The organism is Streptomyces sp. NPDC053079 (genome assembly GCF_044546695.1).
GTDB lineage: Bacteria > Actinomycetota > Actinomycetes > Streptomycetales > Streptomycetaceae > Streptomyces.
The window spans coordinates 85,050-109,153 of sequence record NZ_JBITZJ010000006.1 but is presented as its reverse complement, the minus strand read 5'-3'; the positions used below and the strand labels follow the sequence as shown (position 1 = coordinate 109,153).

The window sequence follows — 24,104 nt, the reverse complement described above, 5'->3', positions numbered from 1 at the left end:
TCCTTGCGTAAGCCGCCTACTTCACCGGCTCCGGGTCCGGCGTCGGGGCGTTCGCCGGCTCGCCGTCGTCCTCCGGCTCGGCCGGGGTCTTGACGGACTCCAGCAGCAGCTGGGCCACGTCGACGACCTGGATGGACTCCTTGGCCTTGCCGTCGTTCTTCTTGCCGTTGACCGAGTCGGTCAGCATGACGAGGCAGAACGGGCAGGCCGTGGAGACGATGTCCGGGTTGAGGGACAGCGCCTCGTCGACGCGCTCGTTGTTGATGCGCTTGCCGATGCGCTCCTCCATCCACATGCGCGCGCCGCCGGCGCCGCAGCAGAAGCCGCGCTCCTTGTGGCGGTGCATCTCCTCGTTGCGCAGGCCCGGCACCTTGGCGATGATCTCGCGCGGCGGCGTGTAGACCTTGTTGTGGCGGCCCAGGTAGCAGGGGTCGTGGTAGGTGATCAGACCCTCGACCGGGGTGACGGGGACCAGCTTGCCCTCGTCGATGAGGTGCTGCAGCAGCTGCGTGTGGTGGATGACCTCGTACTCGCCGCCGAGCTGCGGGTACTCGTTGGCGATGGTGTTGAAGCAGTGCGGGCAGGTCGCGACGATCTTCTTCTTCGCCTTCTCGACCTTGACGCCCTCCTCCGCATCCTCGCCGAAGGCCATGTTCAGCATCTCGACGTTCTGCTGGCCGAGCTGCTGGAAGAGGAACTCGTTGCCCAGGCGGCGGGCGGAGTCACCGGTGCAGGCCTCGTCGCCGCCCATGATGGCGAACTTCACGCCCGCCATGTGGAGCAGCTCGGCGAAGGCCTTCGTCGTCTTCTTGGCGCGGTCCTCCAGGGCGCCGGCGCAGCCGACCCAGTAGAGGTAGTCGACCTCGGTGAGGTCCTCGATGTCCTTGCCGACGACCGGGACCTCGAAGTCGACCTCCTTGGTCCACGCCAGGCGCTGCTTCTTCGCCAGGCCCCAGGGATTGCCCTTCTTCTCCAGGTTCTTGAGCATCGTGCCCGCCTCGGACGGGAAGGAGCTCTCGATCATCACCTGGTAGCGGCGCATGTCGACGATGTGGTCGACGTGCTCGATGTCGACGGGGCACTGCTCGACGCACGCGCCGCACGTGGTGCAGGACCACAGCACGTCCGGGTCGATGACGCCGTTCTCCTCCAGCGTCCCGATCAGCGGGCGCTCGGCCTCGGCGAGGGCGGACGCGGGGACGTCCTTCAGCTGCTCCGCGGACGCCTTCTCGTTGCCCTCGGCGTCCTTGCCGCCGCCGGCGAGCAGGTACGGCGCCTTGGCGTGCGCGTGGTCGCGCAGCGCCATGATCATCAGCTTCGGCGACAGCGGCTTGCCGGTGTTCCAGGCGGGGCACTGCGACTGGCAGCGGCCGCACTCGGTGCAGGTGGAGAAGTCGAGGATGCCCTTCCAGGAGAACTCCTCGACCTTCGAGACGCCGAAGACGTCGTCCTCGCCCGGATCCTCGAAGTCGATCGGCTTGCCGCCGCTCGTCATCGGCTGCAGAGCGCCGAGGGCGACGTCGCCGCTCGCCTCACGCTTGAACCAGATGTTCGGGAAGGCCAGGAAGCGGTGCCAGGCCACGCCCATGTCCGTCTTCAGCGAGACCGTGATCATCCAGATGAAGGACGTCGCGATCTTCAGGCCCGCGAAGAAGTAGGTGAGGTTCTGGAGCGTGGAGACGTCCATCCCCTCCAGCCACGAGACGACCGGGTACGAGATGAAGAACGAGGCCTCGTAGCCGTCCACGTGGTGCTGGGCGCCCTCGAGCGCGTGCAGCATGAAGATGCAGACGCCGACGATGAGGATGACGGACTCGACGAAGTACGCCTGGCCGGTGTTGGAGCCGGCGAAGCGGGACTTGCGGCCCGGCCTGCCCGGCCGGTTCAGCTGCCGGATGACGATGAGGGTCAGGATGCCGAGCGCGGTCATCGTGCCGAGGAACTCGACGAAGACGTTGTACGGGGCCCAGTCGCCGATGATCGGCAGGATCCAGTCGGCCTGGAAGAGCTGCCCGATGGCGTTGACGATCGTCAGCAGCAGGGAGAAGAAGCCCACCGCGACGAACCAGTGCGCCACGCCGACCACGCCCCAGCGGTTCATCCGCGTGTGGCCGAGGAACTCCTTGGCGACGGTGACGGTCCGCTGTGTGGGGTCGTCGGTGCGGGTGCCGGCCGGTACGGGCTGACCCAGCCGTACGAAGCGGTAGATCTGCAGGAGGGCACGGCCGAACAGCGCGACGCCGACCGCGATGAGGACCAGCGACACAATGATCGCGGCGAGTTGCATGGGAGGGGCTCCTCGAACCTGCGAGAGCGGGATTACTAATCGGTAACTTATCCAGTCCGTACGAGACTACTCACTCTCCCGCGCGCGATATAGCGGCATCGCCGGTGATCTGTGTCGCGAAGGCAACCCTTAGGGGCCTTCGGCACGTCCGGGCGGAGGCTTGCGCTCCGCTTTTCCCCCGTGACTGACTGTAAGACTGACATAAAAGTTGAGCGGGCCCGACTCAGGCCCGTTGACAGGTTTGCGGTCGTGCTGCACTCTTGAGTCTGTTCCACTCAAGTCAGCTGGAGGAATCGACATGGCACGTGCGGTCGGCATCGACCTGGGTACGACGAACTCCGTCGTCAGTGTTCTCGAGGGCGGTGAGCCCACCGTCATCACCAACGCCGAGGGCGCCAGGACCACGCCGTCCGTCGTCGCCTTCGCGAAGAACGGCGAGGTGCTGGTCGGCGAGGTCGCCAAGCGCCAGGCCGTCACCAACGTCGATCGGACGATCCGCTCGGTCAAGCGCCACATGGGCACTGACTGGAAGATCAACATCGATGGCAAGGACTTCAACCCGCAGCAGATGAGCGCCTTCATCCTGCAGAAGCTCAAGCGGGATGCCGAGGCCTACCTGGGCGAGAAGGTCGTCGACGCGGTCATCACCGTCCCGGCGTACTTCAACGACTCCGAGCGCCAGGCCACCAAGGAGGCCGGTGAGATCGCGGGTCTGAACGTCCTGCGCATCGTCAACGAGCCCACCGCGGCCGCCCTGGCCTACGGCCTCGACAAGGACGACCAGACCATTCTGGTCTTCGACCTCGGTGGCGGCACCTTCGACGTCTCGCTGCTCGAGATCGGCGACGGCGTCGTCGAGGTCAAGGCGACCAACGGTGACAACCACCTCGGTGGTGACGACTGGGACCAGCGCGTCGTCGACTACCTGGTCAAGCAGTTCGCCAACGGCCACGGCGTCGACCTGTCCAAGGACAAGATGGCGCTGCAGCGTCTGCGCGAGGCCGCCGAGAAGGCGAAGATCGAGCTGTCCTCGTCCACCGAGACCTCGATCAACCTGCCCTACATCACGGCGTCCGCCGAGGGCCCGCTGCACCTGGACGAGAAGCTCACCCGCGCCCAGTTCCAGCAGCTGACCGCGGACCTGCTCGACCGCTGCAAGACCCCCTTCCACAACGTCATCAAGGACGCGGGCATCAGCCTGTCCGAGATCGACCACGTGGTCCTGGTCGGCGGTTCCACCCGTATGCCCGCCGTCGCCGAGCTCGTCAAGGAGCTGACCGGCGGCAAGGAGGCCAACAAGGGTGTGAACCCGGACGAGGTCGTCGCCATCGGCGCCTCGCTCCAGGCCGGTGTCCTCAAGGGTGAGGTCAAGGACGTCCTGCTCCTCGACGTGACCCCGCTGTCCCTCGGCATCGAGACCAAGGGCGGCATCATGACCAAGCTGATCGAGCGCAACACCACGATCCCGACCAAGCGCTCCGAGATCTTCACGACGGCCGAGGACAACCAGCCGTCCGTGCAGATCCAGGTCTACCAGGGCGAGCGCGAGATCGCGGCGTACAACAAGAAGCTCGGCATGTTCGAGCTGACCGGCCTCCCGCCGGCCCCGCGCGGCGTCCCGCAGATCGAGGTCTCCTTCGACATCGACGCCAACGGCATCATGCACGTGACCGCGAAGGACCTGGGCACGGGCAAGGAGCAGAAGATGACCGTCACCGGCGGCTCCTCGCTCGCCAAGGACGAGGTCGACCGCATGCGCCAGGAGGCCGAGCAGTACGCGGAGGAGGACCACCGCCGCCGCGAGGCCGCCGAGACCCGCAACCAGGGCGAGCAGCTCGTCTACCAGACCGAGAAGTTCCTCAAGGACAACGAGGACAAGGTTCCGGCCGAGGTCAAGACGGAGGTCGAGACCGCGGTGGCCGAGCTGAAGGAGAAGCTCAAGGGCGAGGACACGGCCGAGATCCGCACCGCGACCGAGAAGGTCGCCGCGGTCAGCCAGAAGCTCGGCCAGGCCATGTACGCCGACGCCCAGGCCGCGCAGGGCGCCGAGGGTGCCGCCGGTGCCGCCGGCGCCGGTGCCCCCAAGGCCGAGGACGACGTCGTCGACGCCGAGATCGTGGACGACGAGAAGCCGAAGGGCGGTGCGTCGGCGTGACGGAGGAGACCCCGGGCTTCAACGAGAACGAGAAGCCTGAAGGCCCCTCCGACGCCACCACCCCCGACGACGCGGCGCAGGCCGCCGGATCCGCCGACAAGGCGGGTCCGGCCGGCCCGGCCGCGCCCGGCGAAGAGCTGGTCGAGGTAGGCCTCCAGGCACAGCTGGACCAGGCCCAGGCCGCGCTCACCGAGCGCACCGGGGACCTCCAGCGGCTCCAGGCCGAGTACCAGAACTACCGTCGCCGCGTGGAGCGGGACCGGGCCACGGTCAAGGAGATCGCCATCGCGAACCTCCTGTCCGAGCTCCTCCCCACGCTCGACGACATCGGTCGCGCCCGTGACCATGGCGAGCTCGTCGGCGGCTTCAAGTCCGTCGCCGAGTCGCTGGAGACGGTCGTGTCCAAGATGGGCCTGCAGCAGTTCGGCAAGGAGGGCGAGCCCTTCGACCCGCTGGTGCACGAGGCGCTGATGCACAGCTACGCGCCCGACGTCACCGAGACCACGTGCGTGCAGATTCTGCAGCCGGGGTATCGGATCGGCGAGCGCACGATCCGCCCCGCGCGGGTCGCGGTCGCCGAGCCGCAGCCGGGCGCGAGCCCGAAGGCCGACGAGGCGTCGGACGAGGAGAGCGGTGGCCCGGAAGAGGGCTGACGCAGTGGCTGACCGGAAGGAGGGACGTCGGGGATGAGCCTGAGCAGGGACTTGCTGGAGAAGGACCTCTACAAGGTCCTCGGCGTCCCCAAGGACGCCACCGAGGCGGAGATCAAGAAGGCGTACCGGAAGCTCGCCCGCGAGTACCACCCGGACGCCAACAAGGGCGACGCCTCGGCCGAGGAGCGCTTCAAGGAGATCTCCGAGGCGAACGACGTCCTGGCCGACGCCAAGCGCCGCAAGGAGTACGACGAGGCGCGCGCCCTGTTCGGCAACGGCGGCTTCCGCCCGGGGCCGGGCGGCGGCGGCTCGTTCAACTTCGACCTGGGTGACCTCTTCGGGGGCGCCCAGGGCGGCGGTGGCGCCGGTGCCGGTGGCTTCGGCGGCGGTCTGGGCGACGTATTCGGCGGCCTGTTCAACCGGGGCGGCGGCGCGGGCACGCGCACCCAGCCGCGCCGCGGCCAGGACATCGAGTCCGAGGTGACGCTCAACTTCACCGAGGCGGTGGAGGGGGCCACGGTCCCCCTGCGGATGTCCTCCTCGGCGGCGTGCAAGGGCTGCTCCGGAACGGGCGACAAAAACGGTACGCCCAGGGTCTGCCCGACCTGCGTCGGCACCGGCCAGGTGTCGCGCGGCACGGGCGGCGGATTCTCCCTGACCGACCCCTGCCCCGACTGCAAGGGCCGCGGGCTGATCCCCGAGAACCCTTGCGACGTCTGCCACGGCAGCGGGCGCGCCAAGTCCTCCCGCACGATGCAGGTCCGCATCCCCGCCGGGGTCTCCGACGGCCAGCGGATCCGGCTGCGCGGCAAGGGTGCTCCTGGCGAGCGCGGCGGGCCCAACGGCGATCTGTACGTCGTCGTGCACGTCGGTGCGCACCCGGTGTTCGGGCGCAAGGACGACAACCTCACCGTCACCGTGCCCGTCACGTTCGCGGAGGCGGCGCTCGGCGGCGAGGTCAAGGTCCCCACGCTCGGCGGCCCACCGGTCACCCTGAAGCTGCCCGCGGGCACGCCCAACGGCCGCACCATGCGCGCCCGGGGCAAGGGCGCGGTCCGCAAGGACGGCACCCGCGGCGACCTCCTGGTCACCGTCGAGGTGACCGTGCCCACGAACCTCGGTGACACGGCGCGCGAGGCCCTCGAGGCCTACCGTGATGCCACCGACGACGAGGATCCGCGAGCGGAGCTGTTCCAGGCCGCGAAGGGAGCATGATCCATGGAAGGGACCGGCCGCCGACGTAATCCATATCCGTATGAACTGACCGACGAGTCGCCGGTCTACGTCATCTCCGTCGCCGCTCAGCTCTCGGGCCTGCACCCGCAGACGCTGCGGCAGTACGACCGCCTCGGCCTGGTCTCTCCCGACCGCACGGCCGGGCGCGGTCGCCGCTACTCCGCGCGCGACATCGAGCTGCTGCGCCAGGTGCAGCAGCTCAGCCAGGACGAGGGCATCAACCTGGCCGGCATCAAGCGCATCATCGAGCTGGAGAACCAGGTGGCCGCGCTCAAGGCGCGCGTCGCCGAGCTCCAGGCGACGGTCGAGGGTGCCGCCACGGCCATGCAGCAGGCGGAGGCGGCCGTCCACGCCTCCTACCGCCGGGACCTGGTCCCCTACCAGGACGTCCAGCAGGCCAGCGCGCTGGTGGTCTGGCGCCCGCGGCGGGACCCGCGGGAGCGCTGAGCGGACAGCGGACAGCGAAAAGGGCCGGGGGAGCACATCGCTCTCCCGGCCTTTCGCTTTTCAAGAGCGATTACGGAGAGTTATCCACAGGCCTGGTGTGGTGACGCTGGGTCCGGGACACTCGGAGCATGACGGGGGACGAGACTTCATTGCGGGCCCGGGCCGATGCCCAGGGTGGGGTGGTGCTCACGGCGCAGGCGCTGGCCGAGGGGTGGACGCGGGGCCGGCTGAGCCGCTTTCTGACAGCCGGGGGATGGACGCGGGTCCGCCCCGGGGCGTGGCTCGTGCCGGGGCGGGAGGCGGGGTGGGCGGAGCTGCTGTGGACGCATCAGCTGCTGCGGCCGGAGCTGGTGGTCAGCCACTGGTCGGCGGCGATGCTGCACGGCGTCGAGACCGGCCCGCCGGGCGAGCGCCCCGACTTCATCTGCCCCGGCCCCGCGGCCCTCAAAGGGGCCGCGCTGCACAGACTGCCGCTCGCACCGGGCGATGTGACCGTCGTGGCCGGGCTGAGGGCGACCACCGTGGCCCGGACGATGGCGGATCTGCTGCGGACGGGACCGCGGGACGAGGCGCTGGTGGCCGTCGACTCGGCCCTGAGCTGGCGGCACGGCCGCGGAGCCGGGCCGCCGGGCTCGCGCGGACGGCCGCTGACCACGCTCGACGACATCGGCCGCGCCCTGAGCCGGGCCCCGGCCCTGCGCGGCGCCGCGACCGCCGCCTGGTGGCTGGCCATGGCCGACCCCCGCTCGGGCTCACCCGCCGAGACGCTCGCCCGGCTGCGGATACACGATGCCGGGCTCCATCCCGAGACCCAGGCCATGCTCGTGGTGCCCACGACCGGCCGCCGGGTCTACCCCGACTTCCTCTTCCGCCCGCAGGGGCTGGCCGTGGAGACCGAGGGATACACCTGGCACGGCACCAGGGCGCAGCACCAGCGGGACGTCATACGGTTCAACGACCTGGCGGCGTGCCGGGAGGTCCGCCGCATCCTGCGGTTCACCTCGGCCGACGTCCGTCACCGCCCGGCGATGATGATCCGCGACATCCGCAGCGCCCTGGCCTGACGGCTCAGCCCCGGCCGAGCGCCCGCGTCACGGTGATCTCGATGACGACGCGGTCGGGGTTGGGGCGGGGGGTGCGGTGGTAGCGCTCGGCGTAGCGGGTGACGGCGTCGGCGATGACGTCGGCCTCGGTGCGCACGACGGCTCGGCCCTCGAGGGTCGCCCAGCGCTTGCCCTCCAGCTGGCAGACGGCCACCCGCGCGCCGGCCCGGCCCGCCGCCTGCACGTTGGCGACCTTGCGGCTGCTCTTGCCGGTGATGACGCGGGCGATGCCGGAGGCGGGGTCGAAGGTGACGCCGACGGGGACGACGTGCGGGGAGCCGTCCGGGCGCAGGGTGGTCAGGGTGCAGACGTGCCGCTCTCGCCAGAAGTCGACGTAGGCGGGATCGGGGTCGCGGAGGTCGATCGCCATGACGGTCAGGTTAGGCGAGGTGGTGGCCGCGGCGGGGCGGTACCACCGCCTCCGCCGTGGCCGGCGCCGGCGCGTACGCCCGATCCGGGGACACGGGAGCGCTGGCGGGAGCAGGGTTGAGTGGAATAGACTCAACTTATCGCATGTTGCCCAGAGCAGGACCGAACGTGGGTACCACGAGCACAAGGAGGAGCGCAGGTCGTGGATGCCAAGCTGACCAACAAGAGCCGGGAGGCGCTCAGCGCCGCCAGCGACCGGGCCCTGACGGCCGGGCATGCCGACATGACGCCCGCGCACCTGCTCCTGGCCCTGCTCGCCGGGCAGGAGAACGAGAACGTGATGGACCTGCTGGCCGCCGTCGAGGCCGACGCGGCCGCGCTGCGCTCGGGTGCCGAGCGGCAGCTCGCGGGACTGCCCAGCGTGCAGGGTTCCACCGTGGCACCGCCGCAGCCGAACCGCGAGTTGCTGGCGGCGCTCGCGGACGCGGCGGAGCGGGCGCGGGACCTCGGCGACGAGTACATCTCCACCGAGCACCTGCTCGTCGGCCTGGCCGCCAAGGGCGGGCGGACCGGTGAGCTGCTGGAACAACAGGGAGCGTCGGCTGGGAAGCTGCTGGCCGCGTTCGAGAACGCGAGGGGCGGACAGCGGGTGACCACCGCGGACCCGGAGGGTACGTACAAGGCGCTGGAGAAGTTCGGCACGGACTTCACGGCCGCCGCCAGGGACGGCAAGCTCGACCCCGTCATCGGGCGCGACCACGAGATCCGGCGCGTGGTGCAGGTGCTCTCGCGCCGCACCAAGAACAACCCCGTCCTCATCGGTGAGCCCGGCGTCGGCAAGACGGCCGTCGTCGAGGGGCTCGCGCAGCGGATAGTGAAGGGCGACGTCCCGGAGTCGCTGAAGAACAAGCGGCTCGTCGCGCTCGACCTGGGCGCGATGGTGGCCGGCGCGAAGTACCGCGGCGAGTTCGAGGAGCGGCTCAAGACCGTCCTGGCGGAGATCAAGGCCAGCGAGGGCCGGATCATCACGTTCATCGACGAGCTGCACACCGTGGTCGGCGCCGGCGCCGGCGGCGACTCCGCCATGGACGCGGGCAACATGCTCAAGCCCATGCTCGCCCGCGGTGAGCTGCGTATGGTCGGCGCCACCACGCTCGACGAGTACCGCGAGCGCATCGAGAAGGACCCGGCGCTGGAGCGCCGCTTCCAGCAGGTGCTGGTCGCCGAGCCCTCCGTCGAGGACTCCATCGCGATCCTGCGCGGCCTCAAGGGCCGCTACGAGGCCCACCACAAGGTGCAGATCGCGGACTCGGCGCTGGTCGCCGCCGCGACCCTGTCCGACCGCTACATCACCTCCCGCTTCCTGCCCGACAAGGCCATCGACCTCGTCGACGAGGCCGCGTCCCGGCTGCGCATGGAGATCGACTCCTCGCCCGTGGAGATCGACGAGCTGCAGCGCGCCGTCGACCGGCTGAAGATGGAGGAGCTCGCCCTCAACAACGAGTCCGACGCCGCCAGCAAGGAGCGGCTGGCCAAGCTGCGCCGCGACCTCGCCGACAAGGAGGAGGAGCTGCGGGGGCTGACCGCGCGCTGGGAGAAGGAGAAGCAGTCCCTCAACCGCGTCGGTGAGCTCAAGGAGCGCCTCGACGAGCTGCGGGTGCAGGCCGAGCGCGCCCAGCGCGACGGCGACTTCGACACCGCCTCCAAGCTGCTCTACGGCGAGATCCCGGCCGTGGAGCGGGAGCTGGCGGAGGCCGCCGAGGCGGAGGCCGAGGCGGAGCAGGAGGCCGCGGCCAAGGACCTCATGGTCAAGGAGGAGGTCGGCCCGGACGACATCGCCGACGTCGTCGCCTCCTGGACCGGCATCCCCGCGGGCCGGCTGCTCGAGGGCGAGACGCAGAAGCTGCTGCGCATGGAGGACGAGCTCGGCAAGCGGCTGATCGGGCAGGCCGAGGCCGTCCGCGCGGTGTCCGACGCCGTGCGGCGCAGCCGGGCCGGCATCGCCGACCCCGACCGGCCGACCGGCTCGTTCCTCTTCCTCGGCCCCACCGGCGTCGGCAAGACCGAGCTGGCCAAGGCGCTCGCGGAGTTCCTCTTCGACGACGAGCGGGCGATGGTCCGCATCGACATGAGCGAGTACGGCGAGAAGCACTCCGTCGCCCGGCTGGTCGGCGCCCCGCCCGGCTACGTCGGCTACGAGGAGGGCGGCCAGCTGACCGAGGCCGTGCGCCGGCGCCCGTACACCGTGGTCCTGCTGGACGAGGTGGAGAAGGCCCACCACGAGGTCTTCGACATCCTGCTGCAGGTCCTCGACGACGGCCGGCTCACGGACGGGCACGGCCGGACGGTGGACTTCCGCAACACCATCCTCATCCTCACCTCGAACCTCGGCTCCGCCTATCTGGTGGACCCGCAGCTGGACGAGGCGCAGAAGAAGGCGAAGGTGCTGGAGACCGTCCGCGGCTCCTTCCGGCCCGAGTTCCTCAACCGGCTCGACGACACCGTCGTCTTCCACCCCCTCGGCACCGGCCAGCTGGAGCGGATCGCCAAGATCCAGATCGGCTATCTGCAGCGCCGCCTCGCCGACCGCCGGCTCACCCTCGACGTCGGCGACGAGGCCCTGCGCTGGCTGGCCCGGCTGGGCCACGCCCCGCAGGAGGACGGCGGCACCCCGCCCGACCTCACCTACGGCGCCCGGCCGCTGCGCCGACTGGTCCAGACCGCCATCGGCGACCAGCTGGCCCGGGCCATCCTTGCCGGCGAGATCCGCGACGGCGACACGGTCCGCGTCGACGTCGCAGAAGGGGCGGACGGTCTCAGTGTTTCCGGCGTGTCGCCTGTGCGTACGGAGGCCGCAGCGAAATCCCTGTGACATCCGGCCCGGCGGGGGTACCAGCCCCCGCCCGGGATGGGGGAGGATGGCGGGAGACCGTACGAAGGGAAGAAAACGGTGAGCATCGACCCGTCCTCGATTCCTAATTTCGGGGGCCAGCCCGAACCGCAGCCTGAGGCGGGCCCGACAGGCCCCGTCATCCCCGACCAGGACCTGGTCAAGCAGCTTCTGGAGCAGATGGAGCTGAAGTACGTCGTCGACGACGAGGGCGACCTCGCCGCGCCGTGGGAGCAGTTCCGGACGTACTTCATGTTCCGGGGCGAGGAGGAGCAGCAGGTCTTCTCCGTGCGCACGTTCTACGACCGCCCGCACGGCATCGAGGAGAAGTCCAAGCTCCTCGAGGTCATCGACGACTGGAACCGTCGCACGCTGTGGCCCAAGGTCTACACGCACACCCACGACGACGGCACCGTCCGCCTCATCGGCGAGGCGCAGATGCTGATCGGCGTCGGCGTCGCGCTGGAGCACTTCGTCTCCAGCACGGTCAGCTGGGTGCGGGCCTCGATCGAGTTCGACAAGTGGCTCGTCGAGCAGCTCGGCCTGGAGGCCGACGCCGAGTCCGACGGCGAGGACAAGCCGGACGACGAGGCGTAGGGGTCAGTAGCGGCCTGTCACATCGGGACCCTGGCCACGGCCAGCAGGTACGTCCCGTAGAAGAACGACAGCCCGGCCAGCGCGCCCGTCGTCACGGCGATGGTGCGGGGCCGGGCTTTCGCCATGGCCAGGGCCGCCGGCAGCAGCAGCGGGAAGGCCGGCAGCAGAAAGCGCGGCTTGGAGGCGAAGTAGCTGGAGCCGCCGACCGCGATGACGGTCAGCACCAGCACGTACACCAGCAGTGCCGCCGGGGGCCGGTCCAGGGTCAGGTACACCAGCGCGACCAGCGCCACGGCGAGGATCGCCACGGCCATGTAGTACGCCATGTAGTCGCGCGCGACGATCAGGTGCCGGATGAACCGGAAGGCGTCCCTTCCGAAGTCGAAGCGCGAGCCCCACAACCGCTGCACCTCGAAGTAGCCCAGCGGCCCGCCGCCGGAGTGGAAGCCGGCCCAGACGACGTAGCCCGCCCAGCCCACCGGTGCGATGGCGGCGCCCGTCCACACCCGCCAGTCCCGGCGCGAGCGGTCGTCCCGCCACAGCGTGAGCGCGGCGGCGCAGCAGACGGCGGCGGCGACGGCGATGGCGTTGGGGCGGGAGAGCCCCGCCAGCAGGGCCAGTACCCCGGACCACAGCCGCCGGCCCGTGATCGCCGCGTACAGAGCCCATGCCGCCAGCGCGGTCATCAGGGACTCCGTGTACGCCATGGTCTGCACGATGGCGTGCGGCAACAGCCCCCACAGCAGCACCAGCAGCGTCCCCACGCGCCGCCCGTGCAGCCGCTCGCCGACCGCGTAGACGCCCCAGGCCGCCGCCCCGGCCGAGGCCCAGGCGACGAGCAGCCCGGCGGTGACGACGGTGAACGGGAGCACCGTCGCCACCGCCCGCACCAGGCCCGGGTAGAGCGGGAAGAAGGCCAGGTCGTTGAAGATGACCCCGCGCGTGGTGGGCGACGGCAGGATCGTGCCGTAGCCGTCGCGGGCGATGCCCGCGTACCAGATGCCGTCCCACAGGTGCCCCAGCAGCGTGCGCGGGTGCTTGCCGATGGACCAGGCCCACGCGGCCATCACCGTCATGCCGCTCAGCCGGGCGGCGGCGTACAGCCCGAGCGCCGGCAGCGCCCGCCGCAGCGCTTCGCGCACGCGGTCCGTGCGACCGGCCCGGCGGCGGGCCCGGTCGGTGCGGTGCGGCTCCGCGGCCCGGGCGGGTGCGGCGTCGTGTTGAACGGCTGGGCCGGCGGACACGGGGGCACCTCCGGTGCTGGTGCGGACGGTTGGAGGCACACCGGCGGCATCCGGGCGCATACCGACCATGCGGCCGATGCCCCGCGCGCGCGAGACGGAGCGCCCGTCAGCGGTGTGCCTTCCACCCGCTCGGCCGCACGGCGGAGTGTCGGCGGGGCGAGCGGGCCCGCCATGTGCTGTGCCGCCGTACCGGCCCCGCCTATCGTGACCTTGATCGCCTGAACTGATGTGGCACCGAGGGGAAAGCGGGACGCGAATGGCTATGGACGCTGTGGATGTCACGGGCTTGGGCTGGAGCCCGGCGGCGCGCGTGCGGGGGATGGGCGCGTCGGTCTTCACCGAGATGACCGAGCTGGCGCGGCGCACGGGAGCGGTCAACCTGGGCCAGGGCGTGCCCGAACTGGACAGCCCCGCCCCGCTGCTGCGGGACGTCGCCGACGCCGTGCTCGCGGGCGCCAACCAGTACCCGCCCGCGTACGGCTTCGCCGCGCTGCGCGAGGCCGTCGCGGCGCACCAGCGCCGCCGCTACGGGCTGGAGTACGAGCCGCAGGGCGAGGTGCTCGTCACCACCGGCGCGACGGAGGCCCTGGCGGCGGTGCTGCTGGGCCTGTGCGACCCCGGTGACGAGGTCATCGCCTTCGACCCCTGCTACGACGCCTACCCGGCGGGCGCGCGCTTCGCGGGCGCGAAGCTGGTGCCCGTGCCGCTGGCCGAGGGCGAGGGGGAGGGCGCCGGCTTCGTCCTGGACGTGGACGCGCTGCGCGCGGCCGTGACCGGCCGCACCCGCGTCCTGCTGCTCAACACCCCGCACAATCCCACCGGCAAGGTGTTCGACGCCGGGGAGCTGGCCGCCATCGCCGGGCTGTGCCGGGAGCACGACCTGACGGTGGTGACGGACGAGGTGTACGAGCACCTGGTCTACGGCGACGCCGTGCACCGGACGATCGCCGCCCTCCCGGGGATGCGGGAGCGGACGCTGACGATCTCCTCGGCCGGCAAGACCTTCAACGTCACCGGCTGGAAGATCGGCTGGGTGTGCGGGCCGGCGCATCTGGTGCGGGCGGCGGCATCCGTGAAGCAGTTCCTCACCTATGCCACGGGAACGCCGTACCAGGAGGCGCTCGCCCGGGCGCTGGGGGGCGTGGAGGAGTGGGCGACGGAGCTCCGTGGAATTCTGCGCCGTAATCGCGACCTGCTGAGCGACGGGCTCGCGCGTGCGGGTCTGCGCCCCTATCGCGCGGACGCGGGCTATTTCGTCCAGGCGGACATCCGCGCGTGGGGGCATGAGGACGGCGTGCGATTCTGCCGTGAACTGCCGCTGCGCGCCGGGGTGGTGGCCATTCCCACGTCCGCCTTCCAACTGCGCCCCGACGCCCCTTCCCATCTGGTGCGTTTCTCCTTCTGCAGGCGGGAGAAGTCGGTGGTGGAGGCCGTGGAGAAGCTGATTGCCGCCGCTTGATCAAAGGATGTGCGGGCGGCTCATGCCCGCCCGCATATGCGTCCGGCGGATCTCGACTTCCGCCGGACGCCGGTCTGTTGAACATTTGAACTGCATGGCGCTCGCGTGGATGGAAAGTTGCAGATGATGGGTAAAACTGCTGTGGACGCCGCTCATTCGTGATTCCCTCTCATTCAGAGCCACGTTGAGAGACAACTCCTGGGAATCCCCGCAACCCGGAATCGCATCGCCGGAACGGAACCGAGGAGCTCAAATGTGGGCATGAGCCGGCGCACCCGAAGGAATCTGGTCCTCCGCGGGGCGGGCCGGCCCACCCTCCACTGCTCGTTCGCGGAGCCGACCCATGCTCACCACCCTCAAGACCACCTACACCGATACCCGCGCCGCCGATCTCGCCTGGTGTCTGGGGAAGGAGCCCCTTCCCGCCCTGGCGGTCCTCGATCTCCAGCTCGACGAGTCGGCGGTGCAGCTGCGCCTGCTGGGCGCCTCCCACCAGGTCATACTCGAAGAGGAGGGCGGGGTTTGTTCGGAGACCGTCGCCTGCATACCCGGCAGCAGCACCCCGCTGCCCCTCGGCGTCGCCAAGCGCGTCGGCGCCTGGGAGTACGAATTCGCGGCACGCGTCGAGACCCTCTCGCGCAGCTCGTTCGCGGGGCGCGCGCAGGAACTGCTCGCGCTCGTCGCGGAGCACCCCCAGGGCCTGGCCGGCACCTTTCCCGGCGACCCCCACGCCTTCACCGCGCTGCTCGCCCAGCGCCGCGAGGGCCAGATAAGTTGGCGCACCTGGCACGCGTATCCCCAGGAGGGACGGCTGGTCGCCACCCGGACCCGCGTGGGAGTGCGGGCGACCGCACCCCTGTGAAGTCACCCAACAGCGTGAGTATTAAACCCGTGTGGGTGACAGGGGGGTACCGGCTCGTGACGTAGCGTTCCCGCATGGTCCACCGCCCGGTACCAGCGCGGCTGCCCGTACCGGCCGGGCTCGGCCGCCTCCTCGTCCTGACCACGGTCTTCGTCTGCGCCGCCTGCGGGCTGGTGTACGAGCTCGAACTGGTCGCGCTCGCCTCCTATCTGATCGGCGACTCCGTCACCCAGGCCTCCGTCGTCCTGTCGGTGATGGTCTTCGCCATGGGCGTGGGCTCGCTGCTCGCCAAGCGGCTGCGCGCACGTGCGGCCCTCGGCTTCGCGGCCGTCGAGGCGGTGCTGGCGCTCACCGGCGGTCTCTCGGCCATGGCGCTGTACGGCTGTTTCGCCTGGTACGGCCAGACCCGGCCGGCCCTGGTGGGGTTCTCGCTCGTGATCGGGGTGCTGATCGGCGCCGAAGTGCCGCTGCTGATGACCCTCATCCAGCGCATCCGCCGCCAGGACGCCGGCTGTGCGGTCGCCGACCTGTTCGCCGCCGACTACGTGGGCGCCCTCGTCGGCGGGCTCGCCTTCCCCTTCCTGCTGCTGCCCGTCCTCGGACAGCTGACGGGCGCCCTGCTGACCGGCGCGGTCAACGCCGTCGCCGGCGGGGCGCTGGTGCTGTGGCTCTTCCGCGGCGACCTGTCCCTGCGGGCGCGCTGGACGCTGCTGACGGCCAACGGCCTGGTGCTGGTGGTGCTGGCCGTCTGCTCGGTGCTCACCGGTCCCTTCGAACGGGCCGCGCGGCACGCCGTGTACGGGGCGGACGTGCGGGTCGCCGTGCACAGCCAGGTCCAGGAGGTCGTGCTGACCGGCGGGGGCGGCAGCGGCCGGCCGCTCTCCCTCTTCCTCGACGGCCGGCTGCGCGTCAGCGGCGACGAACCGCGCTACCACGAGGCCCTCGTCCGCCCTGCCATGGCCGGCGGCCCGCACGCGCGCGTCCTCGTCCTCGGCGGCGGCGACGGCCTCGCGGTGCGGGAGGTGCTGCGCCACGACGGCGTCGGCTCCGTCACCGTCGTCGAGCTCGACCCCGCCGTGGTGCGGCTGGCCCGCACCGACCCGGAGCTGGCCGCCCTCAACCACCGCGCCTACCGCGACCGGCGCGTACGGGTCGTGGCGGGCGACGCGTTCGACTGGCTGCGCGAGGCGCGCGGCGGGGCCGGCGGCCCGTACGACGTGGTGATCTCCGATCTGCCCGACCCCGGGCTCACCCCCAGCACCAAGCTGTACTCCCAGGAGTTCTACGGCCTGGTGGCCCGCGTGCTGGCCCCCGGCGGGCGCATGGCGGTCCACGGCGGCGATCCCGACGCCCGCCCGCACACCTTCTGGACCGTGGACGCCACGGTCCGCTCCGTGGGTCTGCGCACCGCGCCCTACGGCGTCCGGGCGCTGCCCGCGCCGCACACCGACCGGCAGGGCTGGGGCTTCCTGCTCGCCTCCCGCACGCCCGTGCGGCCGCTGCAGCCCGACACGGGGCCGCCCGTGCGGGAGCTGCACGGCCGGCCCGGGCTGCTGCCGTCGACCCTGATGCACCCGCGCTACGCGGCGGGGTGAGGGCGCAGGGCCGTGCGGAAGGCGCCGGGGGCCAGGCCCGTGCGCTGCCGGAAGAACTTGGAGAAGTTGGCGGCGTCGTCGAAGCCGAGCCGGTCGGCGATCCTGGCCGCGGGCAGGTCGCTGTGCGCAAGCAGCCGCTTGGCCTCCAGCGTCACCCGCCGGTCGATGAACTCCTTCGCGCCGACCCCGGCCGCCGCCGTCGTGGCCCGCGAGAGGGTGCGGGGCGCGTAGCCGAGCACCGTGGCGTAGTCGGCGACCCGGTGGTGGGTGGCGAAGCCGCGCTCGACGGCGGCGCGGAAGCGCACGAACGTCTCGCCGGGTACGGGGGCGCCGCTCGCGACGGCGCTGCCGTGGGCCAGGCGCAGCACCAGGACGGACAGCAGGTGGCGCAGGACGTCCGTGTGGATGCCGGCGGGCAGGTGGGCTCCGGTGCGGAAGTCGGTGGCCAGATGGCGCACGGCGCAGAAGACGGCCTCCCGGTCGCCGCCGGCCGGCCGCCACAGCACCGGGCGGAACGGGTCGTCGGCCGCCTCCGAGACCGCGGTGCCGGGCGGCAGGAAGCCGGGCTGGACGAGGACGACGGTGCCCTCGAGCGCGGAGACGTCGCCGAACTGCTGCACCTGGCCGGGCCGGACCCACAGCACCGAACCCGCGTCGAGCGTGTGGGCGGTGAAGTCCACGGTGTGGGTGGCGGAGCCGGAGTCGACGGCGACGATCTGGTGGAAGGCCGGCCGCTGCGGCCTGGTCAGCAGGCCCTCGGGGGCGCGCTCGCGCAGGGCGGCCAGCGTCAGGACCTCCAGGCCGGCCGGGGTGCCGGGCGGGGCGTCGTAGGCGAGATCGACGATCCCGCGGCCTGCTCGGCCGCCGCAGTCGCCGTCCGGGTCATCATGTCGTTTTTTCACCATGGAGAGACGCGAGCCTACCTGGCCGGTGCCAGGGGGCGGTCATAGCGTGGTCGCTCGGTACTACAGCGGTTCGACACGCAACAGGAGACCCCCATGGCGAAGATCGCCCTCTTCGGCGCCACCGGCACGATCGGCAGCCGCATCCTGCGCGAGGCGCTGGACCGCGGCCACCAGGTCACGGCCGCCCTCCGCGAACAGTCCAAGATCACGGAGCGGCACCCGGGCCTCATGGTCGTCAGCGGTGACGTGCTCGACGCCGCCTCGGTCGCCGCCGTGGCCAAGGGCCATGACGTCCTGGTCAGCGCGGTCGGCGGCGGCGACGGCCCCGGCCATGTCGCCACCATCGCGCCTGCTGCGAAGTCCCTGGTCCTGGGGCTGCGCCGGCTCGGGGACGCCGCCCCCAGGCTCATCGCCGTCGGCGGCGCCGGCTCGCTGCGCACCCCGGACGGCAAGCAGGTCTGGGACGCGGAGGGGATCCCGGACTTCCTGCTGCAGATCATGCACGCGCACGGGGACGCGCTGGAGTACTACCGGACCGTCTCCGACGTCCGCTGGACCAACATCAGCCCCGCCGCCCTGATCGAGCCCGGCGAGCGGACGGGTACGTACCGCACCGCGCTGGACGAGCTCGTCGCGGACGCGCAGGGCAGGAGCCGGATCTCCGCCGAGGACTACGCGGTGGCGGTCGTCGACGAGATCGAGGCGCCGAAGCACATCGGTGAGCGGTTCACGGTCGGTTACTGACCGTCTTACGACGGAAAGTTCGATCGGATTCGACCGGGGCGGGCCTGCTGCGGGAGCCGGTGGGTAGGCTCGCTAGCTATGGAGCATGAGGTGTTCGTTCCGTTTCCCGTCGGTGCGGTGCGGCGGGTTCTCTCCGACCCCGCACGCGTCGCCCGGTGTGTCCCCGGCCTGCAGCAGGACGCCTCGTCCGGCGCGGCGCTGACGGGGCGGCTGCGGGTGCGCATCGGCGGTTCCACGATCACCTACCGGGGAGCCCTGCGGCTGACCGAGCGGGACGGTTCGTACGAGCTGTCCGGCGAGGGCACGGAGGCGCGGGGGACCGGCACGGTGACGCTCGCGCTGAGCGCCCTGCCGGAGGAGATGCCGGGCGGCACGCGGCTGAGCTGCCTGGGCACGGTCAGCGGCGCCGGCCGGCTCGCGGAGTTCGACGCGAAGACCGCGGAGTCCGCCGCGCGACGGCTGCTCGACCGCTTCGGCGCGGCGCTGGCGGAGGAGCTCCGCGAGGACGAGGCCGCCGTCCCGCTCGCGGAACCGGCCGCGCCCGTCGCGGCGCACGCCCCCGACGCCGCGGACCAGGCCGACGACGACTCCGAGGCCTTCGAGGACGACGCCCTCGACGACGAACCCCCCGCCGAGGCCGCCCACGCCCGCCGCACGATGATCGGCCGAAGCGCGGAAGAGGTCGACCACGCCCCGCCCAGGGGGCGCTACGCCCCCGTCCCCGCCCCGGAGACCACCTCCGGCACGGCCGTCCTGCGCTGGGCCGCCCCCGCGGCGGCGATCGCCCTGGCGGGCGCGGTGGTGGTGACGAGGGCGCTGCGCCGCAAGCGCTGACGCCACGTCAAGCGGCCCCGGTCGCAGCCCCGTCCCCGTAGGGTCGGACCGTGAGCGAAAACGTAACGCTGGGCGCCGGTAGCGCCGAGGTGACCGTGGAACCCGCCAACGGCTGCCGCCTCGGCAGCCTGAAGATCGGTGGGACCGAACTCCTGCGTCAGGGCGAGCGCTACGGCGCCTTCCCCATGGTCCCCTGGTGCGGCCGCACCGAGCTCGGCCGCTTCCGCAACGGCGACGAGATCCACCAACTGCCCATCAACTCCGCACCGCACGCCATCCACGGCACCGGCCGCGACACGGCCTGGCGCACCGCCCGGGCGGAGGAGCGCAGTGCCGCGTTCACCTACGACCTGGCCGACCCCTGGCCGTACAGCGGCCGTGTCACCCAGTTGGTCGAACTGACCGACGACTCCCTCACCCTCACCATGGGCGTCGAGACCTACGGCGACTCCTTCCCGGCGCAGGCCGGCTGGCACCCCTGGTTCCTGCGCAACCTCGGCACCGGCAAGGACGTGGAGATCGACTTCCGGCCCGCCTGGCAGGAGGAGCGGGGCGAGGACCACCTGCCCACCGGCCGGCGCATCGACCCCCGGCCCGGCCCCTGGGACGACTGCTTCGGCATGCCCGACGGCGTCGACGTCACCCTCACCTGGCCCGGGGTGCTGGAGCTGAAGGGCACCAGCCGTACCGAGTGGGTCGTCGTCTACGACGAGCAGACCGAGGCCGTCTGCGTCGAGCCGCAGTCCGGCCCCCCGAACGGGCTCAACACCCATCCCCGCCTGGTCACGCCGATCGATCCGCTGGAGATCTCCACGACGTGGACCTGGCGGTCCCTGGCCTAAGCTCATGGCCATGAGCGATGTGCGTGACGCCCTGCTGCAGCAGATCAAGGACAAGGCCGTGGTGCACGGCAAGGTGACCCTCTCCTCCGGCAAGGAGGCCGACTACTACATCGACCTGCGCCGGATCACCCTGGACGCCGAGGCGGCGCCGCTGGTCGGCCAGGTCATGCTGGACGCCACGGCGGACCTGGACTTCGACGCCGTGGGCGGGCTCACCCTGGGCGCCGACCCGGTGGCCACCTCGATGCTGCACGCGGCCGCCGCGCGCGGCCGCAAGCTGGACGCCTTCGTCGTCCGCAAGGCGCAGAAGACGCACGGCATGCAGCGTCGCATCGAGGGCCCGGACATCAAGGGCCGCCGCGTGCTCGTGGTCGAGGACACCTCGACCACCGGCGGCTCCCCGCTGACCGCCGTCGAGGCGGCCCGTGAGGCGGGCGCGGAGGTCGTCGCCGTGGCGACCATCGTCGACCGCGGTGCGGAATCCGCCATCGAGGGCGCCGGCCTGCGCTACGTGACCGGCTACTCCCTCGGGGACCTCGGTCTGTCCTGACCTGCCGCTTCTCCAGCAGTGCCGCCATAGGGCGCGTGGTTTCACGTGAAACCACGCGCCCTGCGCATATGAGCGTGGTGGGCCTCATGTGGAGTAATTCGGGGAGTCTGGGAAGATGGGTCCGACGATGACCGTCGCCCCCTAGGTCAGGGCCCGTATTTCGCCCGTACCCGCACATCACAAGGAGCGGACAGATGCCCATCGCAACCCCCGAGGTCTACAACGAGATGCTCGACCGGGCGAAGGCAGGCAAGTTCGCCTACCCGGCCATCAACGTCACCTCGACGCAGACTCTCCACGCCGCGCTGCGCGGATTCGCCGAGGCGGAGAGCGACGGCATCATCCAGATCTCCACCGGTGGTGCGGAGTTCCTGGGCGGCCAGTACAGCAAGGACATGGTCTCGGGCGCCGTCGCGCTCGCCGAGTTCGCGCACGTCGTCGCCAAGAAGTACCCGGTGAACATCGCGCTGCACACCGACCACTGCCCCAAGGACAAGCTCGACGGCTACGTCCGTCCGCTCCTCGCGATCTCCCAGGAGCGCGTGGCCGCCGGTCTGAACCCGCTCTTCCAGTCCCACATGTGGGACGGCTCCGCCGAGAAGCTCGACGAGAACCTTGCGATCGCGAAGGAGCTCCTCGCCGAGGCCGTGAAGGCGAAGATCATCCTCGAGGTCGAGATCACCCCGACCGGTGGCGAGGAGGACGGCGTCTCCCACGAGATCAACGACGATCTCTACACCACCGTCGCGGACGTCGAGCGCACCGCCGAGGCGCTGGGCCTGGGCGAGAAGGGCCGCTACCTGCTGGCCGCCTCCTTCGGCAACGTCCACGGCGTCTACAAGCCGGGCAACGTCGTCCTCAAGCCGGAGCTGCTGCGCGAGCTGCAGGACGGCATCGCCGCCAAGCACGGCAAGGCCGACCCGTTCGACTTCGTCTTCCACGGCGGCTCCGGCTCCACGGAGCAGGAGATCCGCACCGCGCTGGAGAACGGCGTCGTGAAGATGAACCTCGACACCGACACCCAGTACGCCTTCACCCGCCCGGTGGCGGCCCACATGTTCAGCAACTACGACGGCGTCCTGAAGGTCGACGGCGAGGTCGGCGACAAGAAGACCTACGACCCGCGCACCTGGGGCAAGCTGGCCGAGGCGAGCATGGCCGAGCGCGTCACCAAGGCCTGCGCCGACCTGCGCTCCACGGGCACCAAGCTGAAGTAGGCACGGTCCCCAGGACCCTTGCGCAAGGGGCCCGGCCCTCCGCTCACCGAGCGGCGGACCGGGCCCTTTCGCGTGGCCGGGCGCGCCCGTGCGGGAGATGATCCCGGCATGAGCGACTCCGCACCGGAACCCGGTCGCGGGCCCCGCCCCGAGCCGCCCCCGGCGCACCCCACGGCGGCACCGGCCGGGGCTCCCGCCGACGCCGCGCCCGCGGTGCGCATGGGCACCGCCACGGGACGCGCGGTGCTGCTGACGGCCGTGCTCGGCTCCGGCATGGCCATGCTGGACAGCACCGTCGTCAACGTCGCCCTGCCGCACATCGGCCGGGACCTCGACGCCGACCTCGCCGCCCTGCAGTGGACCGTCAACGCCTACATGCTCACCCTGGCCGGGCTGATCCTCCTCGGCGGCTCCCTGGGGGACCGCTACGGACGGCGGCGGGTGTTCGTCGTCGGCGTGGTGTGGTTCGCGCTCGCGTCGCTGCTGTGCGGCATCGCACCCAATGCCGGGGTGCTGATCGCGGCCCGCGCGCTGCAGGGCGTCGGCGGCGCCCTGCTCACCCCCGGCTCACTCGCCCTCATCCAGGCCGTCTTCCGCCCCGACGACCGGGCCGCCGCGGTCGGCGCCTGGTCCGGGCTGGGCGGCGTGGCCTCGGCGGTCGGCCCGTTCGTGGGCGGCTACCTGGTGGACGGGCCCGGCTGGCGCTGGGTGTTCCTGATCAACCTGCCGCTCGCGGCCGTCTGCGTGGTCGTCGCCCAGCGCCACGTACCCGAGACCCGGGACCCCGCCGCGCACGGCCGCTTCGACGTGCTCGGCGCCGCACTGGCCGCGCTCGCGCTCGGCGGCGTGACCTACGCGCTGATCGCCGCGCCGGACCAGGGCGCCTCGCCCTGGGTGATCGGCCCGGCGGTCGCCGGCGTGCTGCTGGGCGTTGCGTTCGTGTACGTCGAGGGGCGACGGGACGACCCGATGCTGCCGCTGGAGATCTTCGCCGTCCGGCAGTTCTCGGCCATCAACCTCGTCACGGTCTTCGTCTACGCGGCCTTCAGCGGCTTCTTCTTCCTCTCCGTGCTCCAGCTGCAGGTCGTGGTCGGCTGGTCCGCCCTCGCCGCGGGCACGGCCCTGCTGCCCACGACCGTGCTGATGCTGCTGCTGTCCGCCCGCTCCGGACGGGTCGCCCAGCGCGTCGGCCCCCGTATTCCCCTGACGCTCGGCCCGGTGCTGTGCGCCGTGGGGCTGCTGCTGATGACCCGCGTCGGCGCGGGCGCGGTGTACTGGCGCGACGTCCTGCCCCCGCTCGTCGTCCTCGGCCTGGGCATGGTGGTGCTGGTCGCGCCGCTGACGTCGACGGTCCTGGCGTCCGTCGACGTCTCCCGCGCCGGCCTGGCCAGCGGCATCAACAACGCCGCCGCCCGCGCCGCCGGCCTGATCGCGGTGGCCGCGCTGCCGCTGGCCGCCGGCATGGAATCCGACGTCTACCGCGATCCGGCGGCCTTCTCCGCCACCTTCGACAAGGCAATGCTGATGTGCGCGGGCGCGCTGCTGGTGGGCGCGGTGCTGGCCTGGGCCACGGTCCGCGCGCCGCGGCGGCGGGTGTGCCACCCGGAGTGCGAGTACCACTGCGGGGTCTCCTCGCCGCCGCTCGATCCCGGCGACGCATAGGCCCTCACCGGCGGCTGCGGCAGACTGGAGCCCATGTCGATTCACGAGAACCTTCTCGGGGGACCGCCCCCGACCCACCTCCCCGACGACCCCGAGCCGCGCGAGCTGCTCGCCTCCGGAGCGGCCCCCGCCGAGGTCGCCGCCAAGTACCCCTCCTCCTCGCTCGCGTGGGCCCAGCTCGCCGACGAGGCGTTCGAGGGCGGCCGGGTCGTCGAGTCGTACGCGTACGCCCGCACCGGCTACCACCGCGGCCTCGACGCGCTGCGCCGCAGCGGCTGGAAGGGCCACGGCCCGGTGCCGTTCGAGCACGAGCCCAACCGCGGCTTCCTGCGCGCCCTGCACGCCCTCGCCCGGGCGGCGCAGTCGATCGGCGAGCAGGAGGAGTACGAGCGCTGCACGACCTTCCTGCGCGACAGCTCCCCGACGGCCGCCAACACCCTCGGCTGACGAAGC

At 71.6% G+C, this 24,104-nt stretch carries 22 protein-coding genes; 17 read left to right on the top strand and 5 right to left on the bottom strand.

The genetic code is table 11. The features are described 5' to 3' along the window. Positions 1 to 16: 16 nt before the first annotated feature. Positions 17 to 2,287 carry a (Fe-S)-binding protein gene (locus ACIGXW_RS22700; RefSeq protein ID WP_399574755.1) on the bottom strand — a complete coding sequence of 757 codons (2,271 nt, stop codon included), beginning with the start codon at positions 2,285 to 2,287 and terminating at the stop codon, positions 17 to 19. A gap of 298 nt (positions 2,288 to 2,585) precedes the next feature. Between ACIGXW_RS22700 and dnaK the strand changes: the two genes are divergently transcribed. From dnaK to ACIGXW_RS22675, 5 genes are all read left to right on the top strand, one after another. Beyond that, positions 2,586 to 4,442: a molecular chaperone DnaK gene (gene dnaK, locus ACIGXW_RS22695; RefSeq protein WP_071962990.1), complete on the top strand. Its 1,857-nt coding sequence runs from the start codon at positions 2,586 to 2,588 to the stop codon at positions 4,440 to 4,442. Further along, on the top strand, positions 4,439 to 5,095 hold the full coding sequence (gene grpE / locus ACIGXW_RS22690; RefSeq protein WP_071962991.1) for a nucleotide exchange factor GrpE: 657 nt from the start codon (positions 4,439 to 4,441) through the stop codon (positions 5,093 to 5,095). Before dnaK ends, grpE begins: the two co-directional genes overlap by 4 nt. Positions 5,096 to 5,128: 33 nt before the next feature. Continuing rightward, positions 5,129 to 6,310 (top strand): molecular chaperone DnaJ, encoded by a 1,182-nt coding sequence (gene dnaJ, locus ACIGXW_RS22685; RefSeq protein WP_399574754.1) that lies wholly within the window; start codon positions 5,129 to 5,131, stop codon positions 6,308 to 6,310. Between the two features lie 3 nt (positions 6,311 to 6,313). After that, positions 6,314 to 6,778, top strand: a complete 465-nt coding sequence (locus ACIGXW_RS22680; protein WP_071963000.1) for a heat shock protein transcriptional repressor HspR — start codon at positions 6,314 to 6,316, stop codon at positions 6,776 to 6,778. Positions 6,779 to 6,906: 128 nt separating this feature from the next. After that, entirely contained in the window at positions 6,907 to 7,842 is a 936-nt protein-coding gene (locus ACIGXW_RS22675; RefSeq protein ID WP_399574753.1) for a hypothetical protein, read from the top strand. A 4-nt stretch (positions 7,843 to 7,846) separates the two neighbouring features. Here the strand turns inward: ACIGXW_RS22675 and ACIGXW_RS22670 are convergent, their stop codons facing one another. Beyond that, positions 7,847 to 8,251, bottom strand: a complete 405-nt coding sequence (locus ACIGXW_RS22670; RefSeq protein ID WP_399574752.1) for a pyridoxamine 5'-phosphate oxidase family protein — start codon at positions 8,249 to 8,251, stop codon at positions 7,847 to 7,849. Positions 8,252 to 8,452: 201 nt separating this feature from the next. On the opposite strand from ACIGXW_RS22670, the gene clpB reads away from it, so the two are divergent. Next, positions 8,453 to 11,122: an ATP-dependent chaperone ClpB gene (gene clpB / locus ACIGXW_RS22665; protein ID WP_399574750.1), complete on the top strand. Its 2,670-nt coding sequence runs from the start codon at positions 8,453 to 8,455 to the stop codon at positions 11,120 to 11,122. Positions 11,123 to 11,200: 78 nt separating this feature from the next. Continuing rightward, entirely contained in the window at positions 11,201 to 11,737 is a 537-nt protein-coding gene (locus ACIGXW_RS22660) for a YbjN domain-containing protein (protein WP_360913216.1), read from the top strand. Positions 11,738 to 11,754: 17 nt separating this feature from the next. On the opposite strand, the gene ACIGXW_RS22655 is transcribed toward ACIGXW_RS22660, so the two are convergent. Further along, complete coding sequence (locus ACIGXW_RS22655) at positions 11,755 to 12,981, bottom strand: hypothetical protein (protein ID WP_399574748.1); 1,227 nt, start codon at positions 12,979 to 12,981, stop codon at positions 11,755 to 11,757. A 262-nt stretch (positions 12,982 to 13,243) separates the two neighbouring features. Here ACIGXW_RS22655 and ACIGXW_RS22650 point away from each other — a divergent pair, with 262 nt between their 5' ends. Continuing rightward, the gene (locus ACIGXW_RS22650; protein WP_399574746.1) at positions 13,244 to 14,440 is read left to right on the top strand and encodes an aminotransferase class I/II-fold pyridoxal phosphate-dependent enzyme; all 1,197 of its coding nucleotides are present in this window, start codon (positions 13,244 to 13,246) and stop codon (positions 14,438 to 14,440) included. On the opposite strand, the gene ACIGXW_RS22645 is transcribed toward ACIGXW_RS22650, so the two are convergent. Further along, entirely contained in the window at positions 14,441 to 14,596 is a 156-nt protein-coding gene (locus ACIGXW_RS22645; protein ID WP_177337817.1) for a hypothetical protein, read from the bottom strand. Positions 14,597 to 14,783: 187 nt separating this feature from the next. On the opposite strand from ACIGXW_RS22645, the gene ACIGXW_RS22640 reads away from it, so the two are divergent. Then, positions 14,784 to 15,302 carry a DUF2617 family protein gene (locus ACIGXW_RS22640; RefSeq protein ID WP_399574745.1) on the top strand — a complete coding sequence of 173 codons (519 nt, stop codon included), beginning with the start codon at positions 14,784 to 14,786 and terminating at the stop codon, positions 15,300 to 15,302. A gap of 74 nt (positions 15,303 to 15,376) precedes the next feature. Next, a complete protein-coding gene (locus tag ACIGXW_RS22635; RefSeq protein WP_399574744.1) occupies positions 15,377 to 16,897 on the top strand; it encodes a polyamine aminopropyltransferase in 1,521 nt (506 codons plus the stop codon). Here ACIGXW_RS22635 and ACIGXW_RS22630 read toward each other — a convergent pair. Next, positions 16,882 to 17,802, bottom strand: coding sequence for a helix-turn-helix domain-containing protein (locus ACIGXW_RS22630; RefSeq protein WP_399574742.1), 921 nt, complete (start codon positions 17,800 to 17,802; stop codon positions 16,882 to 16,884). The genes ACIGXW_RS22635 and ACIGXW_RS22630 overlap by 16 nt on opposite strands. 93 nt (positions 17,803 to 17,895) lie before the next feature. Between ACIGXW_RS22630 and ACIGXW_RS22625 the strand changes: the two genes are divergently transcribed. The 7 genes from ACIGXW_RS22625 to ACIGXW_RS22595 all read left to right on the top strand — a co-directional run bounded on the left by ACIGXW_RS22625 (position 17,896) and on the right by ACIGXW_RS22595 (position 24,098). Next, positions 17,896 to 18,546, top strand: a complete 651-nt coding sequence (locus ACIGXW_RS22625; protein WP_399574740.1) for an NAD(P)-dependent oxidoreductase — start codon at positions 17,896 to 17,898, stop codon at positions 18,544 to 18,546. Positions 18,547 to 18,624: 78 nt separating this feature from the next. Further along, positions 18,625 to 19,380: an SRPBCC domain-containing protein gene (locus ACIGXW_RS22620; protein ID WP_399574739.1), complete on the top strand. Its 756-nt coding sequence runs from the start codon at positions 18,625 to 18,627 to the stop codon at positions 19,378 to 19,380. Between the two features lie 50 nt (positions 19,381 to 19,430). Further along, complete coding sequence (locus ACIGXW_RS22615) at positions 19,431 to 20,222, top strand: aldose 1-epimerase (protein ID WP_399574738.1); 792 nt, start codon at positions 19,431 to 19,433, stop codon at positions 20,220 to 20,222. A 4-nt stretch (positions 20,223 to 20,226) separates the two neighbouring features. Continuing rightward, positions 20,227 to 20,772 (top strand): orotate phosphoribosyltransferase, encoded by a 546-nt coding sequence (gene pyrE / locus ACIGXW_RS22610; RefSeq protein ID WP_361897694.1) that lies wholly within the window; start codon positions 20,227 to 20,229, stop codon positions 20,770 to 20,772. Positions 20,773 to 20,966: 194 nt separating this feature from the next. Then, positions 20,967 to 21,989, top strand: coding sequence for a class II fructose-bisphosphate aldolase (fbaA, locus tag ACIGXW_RS22605; RefSeq protein ID WP_360913234.1), 1,023 nt, complete (start codon positions 20,967 to 20,969; stop codon positions 21,987 to 21,989). Positions 21,990 to 22,208: 219 nt separating this feature from the next. After that, positions 22,209 to 23,651 carry an MFS transporter gene (locus ACIGXW_RS22600; protein ID WP_399575112.1) on the top strand — a complete coding sequence of 481 codons (1,443 nt, stop codon included), beginning with the start codon at positions 22,209 to 22,211 and terminating at the stop codon, positions 23,649 to 23,651. A 33-nt stretch (positions 23,652 to 23,684) separates the two neighbouring features. After that, a complete protein-coding gene (locus ACIGXW_RS22595; protein ID WP_361897685.1) occupies positions 23,685 to 24,098 on the top strand; it encodes a DUF3151 domain-containing protein in 414 nt (137 codons plus the stop codon). Positions 24,099 to 24,104: the final 6 nt, after the last annotated feature.

Bases quoted from the DNA above. Each gene is read 5' to 3' on its own strand.
- ACIGXW_RS22620 (WP_399574739.1), top strand. From the start codon at position 18,625: ATGGAGCATGAGGTGTTCGTTCCGTTTCCCGTCGGTGCGGTGCGGCGG.
- ACIGXW_RS22640 (WP_399574745.1), top strand. From the start codon at position 14,784: ATGCTCACCACCCTCAAGACCACCTACACCGATACCCGCGCCGCCGAT.
- ACIGXW_RS22650 (WP_399574746.1), top strand. From the start codon at position 13,244: ATGGACGCTGTGGATGTCACGGGCTTGGGCTGGAGCCCGGCGGCGCGC.
- ACIGXW_RS22600 (WP_399575112.1), top strand. From the start codon at position 22,209: ATGGGCACCGCCACGGGACGCGCGGTGCTGCTGACGGCCGTGCTCGGC.
- dnaJ (WP_399574754.1), top strand. From the start codon at position 5,129: ATGAGCCTGAGCAGGGACTTGCTGGAGAAGGACCTCTACAAGGTCCTC.
- ACIGXW_RS22630 (WP_399574742.1), bottom strand. From the start codon at position 17,802: ATGGTGAAAAAACGACATGATGACCCGGACGGCGACTGCGGCGGCCGA.
- fbaA (WP_360913234.1), top strand. From the start codon at position 20,967: ATGCCCATCGCAACCCCCGAGGTCTACAACGAGATGCTCGACCGGGCG.
- ACIGXW_RS22625 (WP_399574740.1), top strand. From the start codon at position 17,896: ATGGCGAAGATCGCCCTCTTCGGCGCCACCGGCACGATCGGCAGCCGC.
- ACIGXW_RS22645 (WP_177337817.1), bottom strand. From the start codon at position 14,596: ATGAGCGGCGTCCACAGCAGTTTTACCCATCATCTGCAACTTTCCATC.
- pyrE (WP_361897694.1), top strand. From the start codon at position 20,227: ATGGCCATGAGCGATGTGCGTGACGCCCTGCTGCAGCAGATCAAGGAC.
- ACIGXW_RS22595 (WP_361897685.1), top strand. From the start codon at position 23,685: ATGTCGATTCACGAGAACCTTCTCGGGGGACCGCCCCCGACCCACCTC.
- dnaK (WP_071962990.1), top strand. From the start codon at position 2,586: ATGGCACGTGCGGTCGGCATCGACCTGGGTACGACGAACTCCGTCGTC.
- ACIGXW_RS22670 (WP_399574752.1), bottom strand. From the start codon at position 8,251: ATGGCGATCGACCTCCGCGACCCCGATCCCGCCTACGTCGACTTCTGG.
- ACIGXW_RS22680 (WP_071963000.1), top strand. From the start codon at position 6,314: ATGGAAGGGACCGGCCGCCGACGTAATCCATATCCGTATGAACTGACC.
- ACIGXW_RS22635 (WP_399574744.1), top strand. From the start codon at position 15,377: ATGGTCCACCGCCCGGTACCAGCGCGGCTGCCCGTACCGGCCGGGCTC.
- ACIGXW_RS22675 (WP_399574753.1), top strand. From the start codon at position 6,907: ATGACGGGGGACGAGACTTCATTGCGGGCCCGGGCCGATGCCCAGGGT.
- ACIGXW_RS22700 (WP_399574755.1), bottom strand. From the start codon at position 2,287: ATGCAACTCGCCGCGATCATTGTGTCGCTGGTCCTCATCGCGGTCGGC.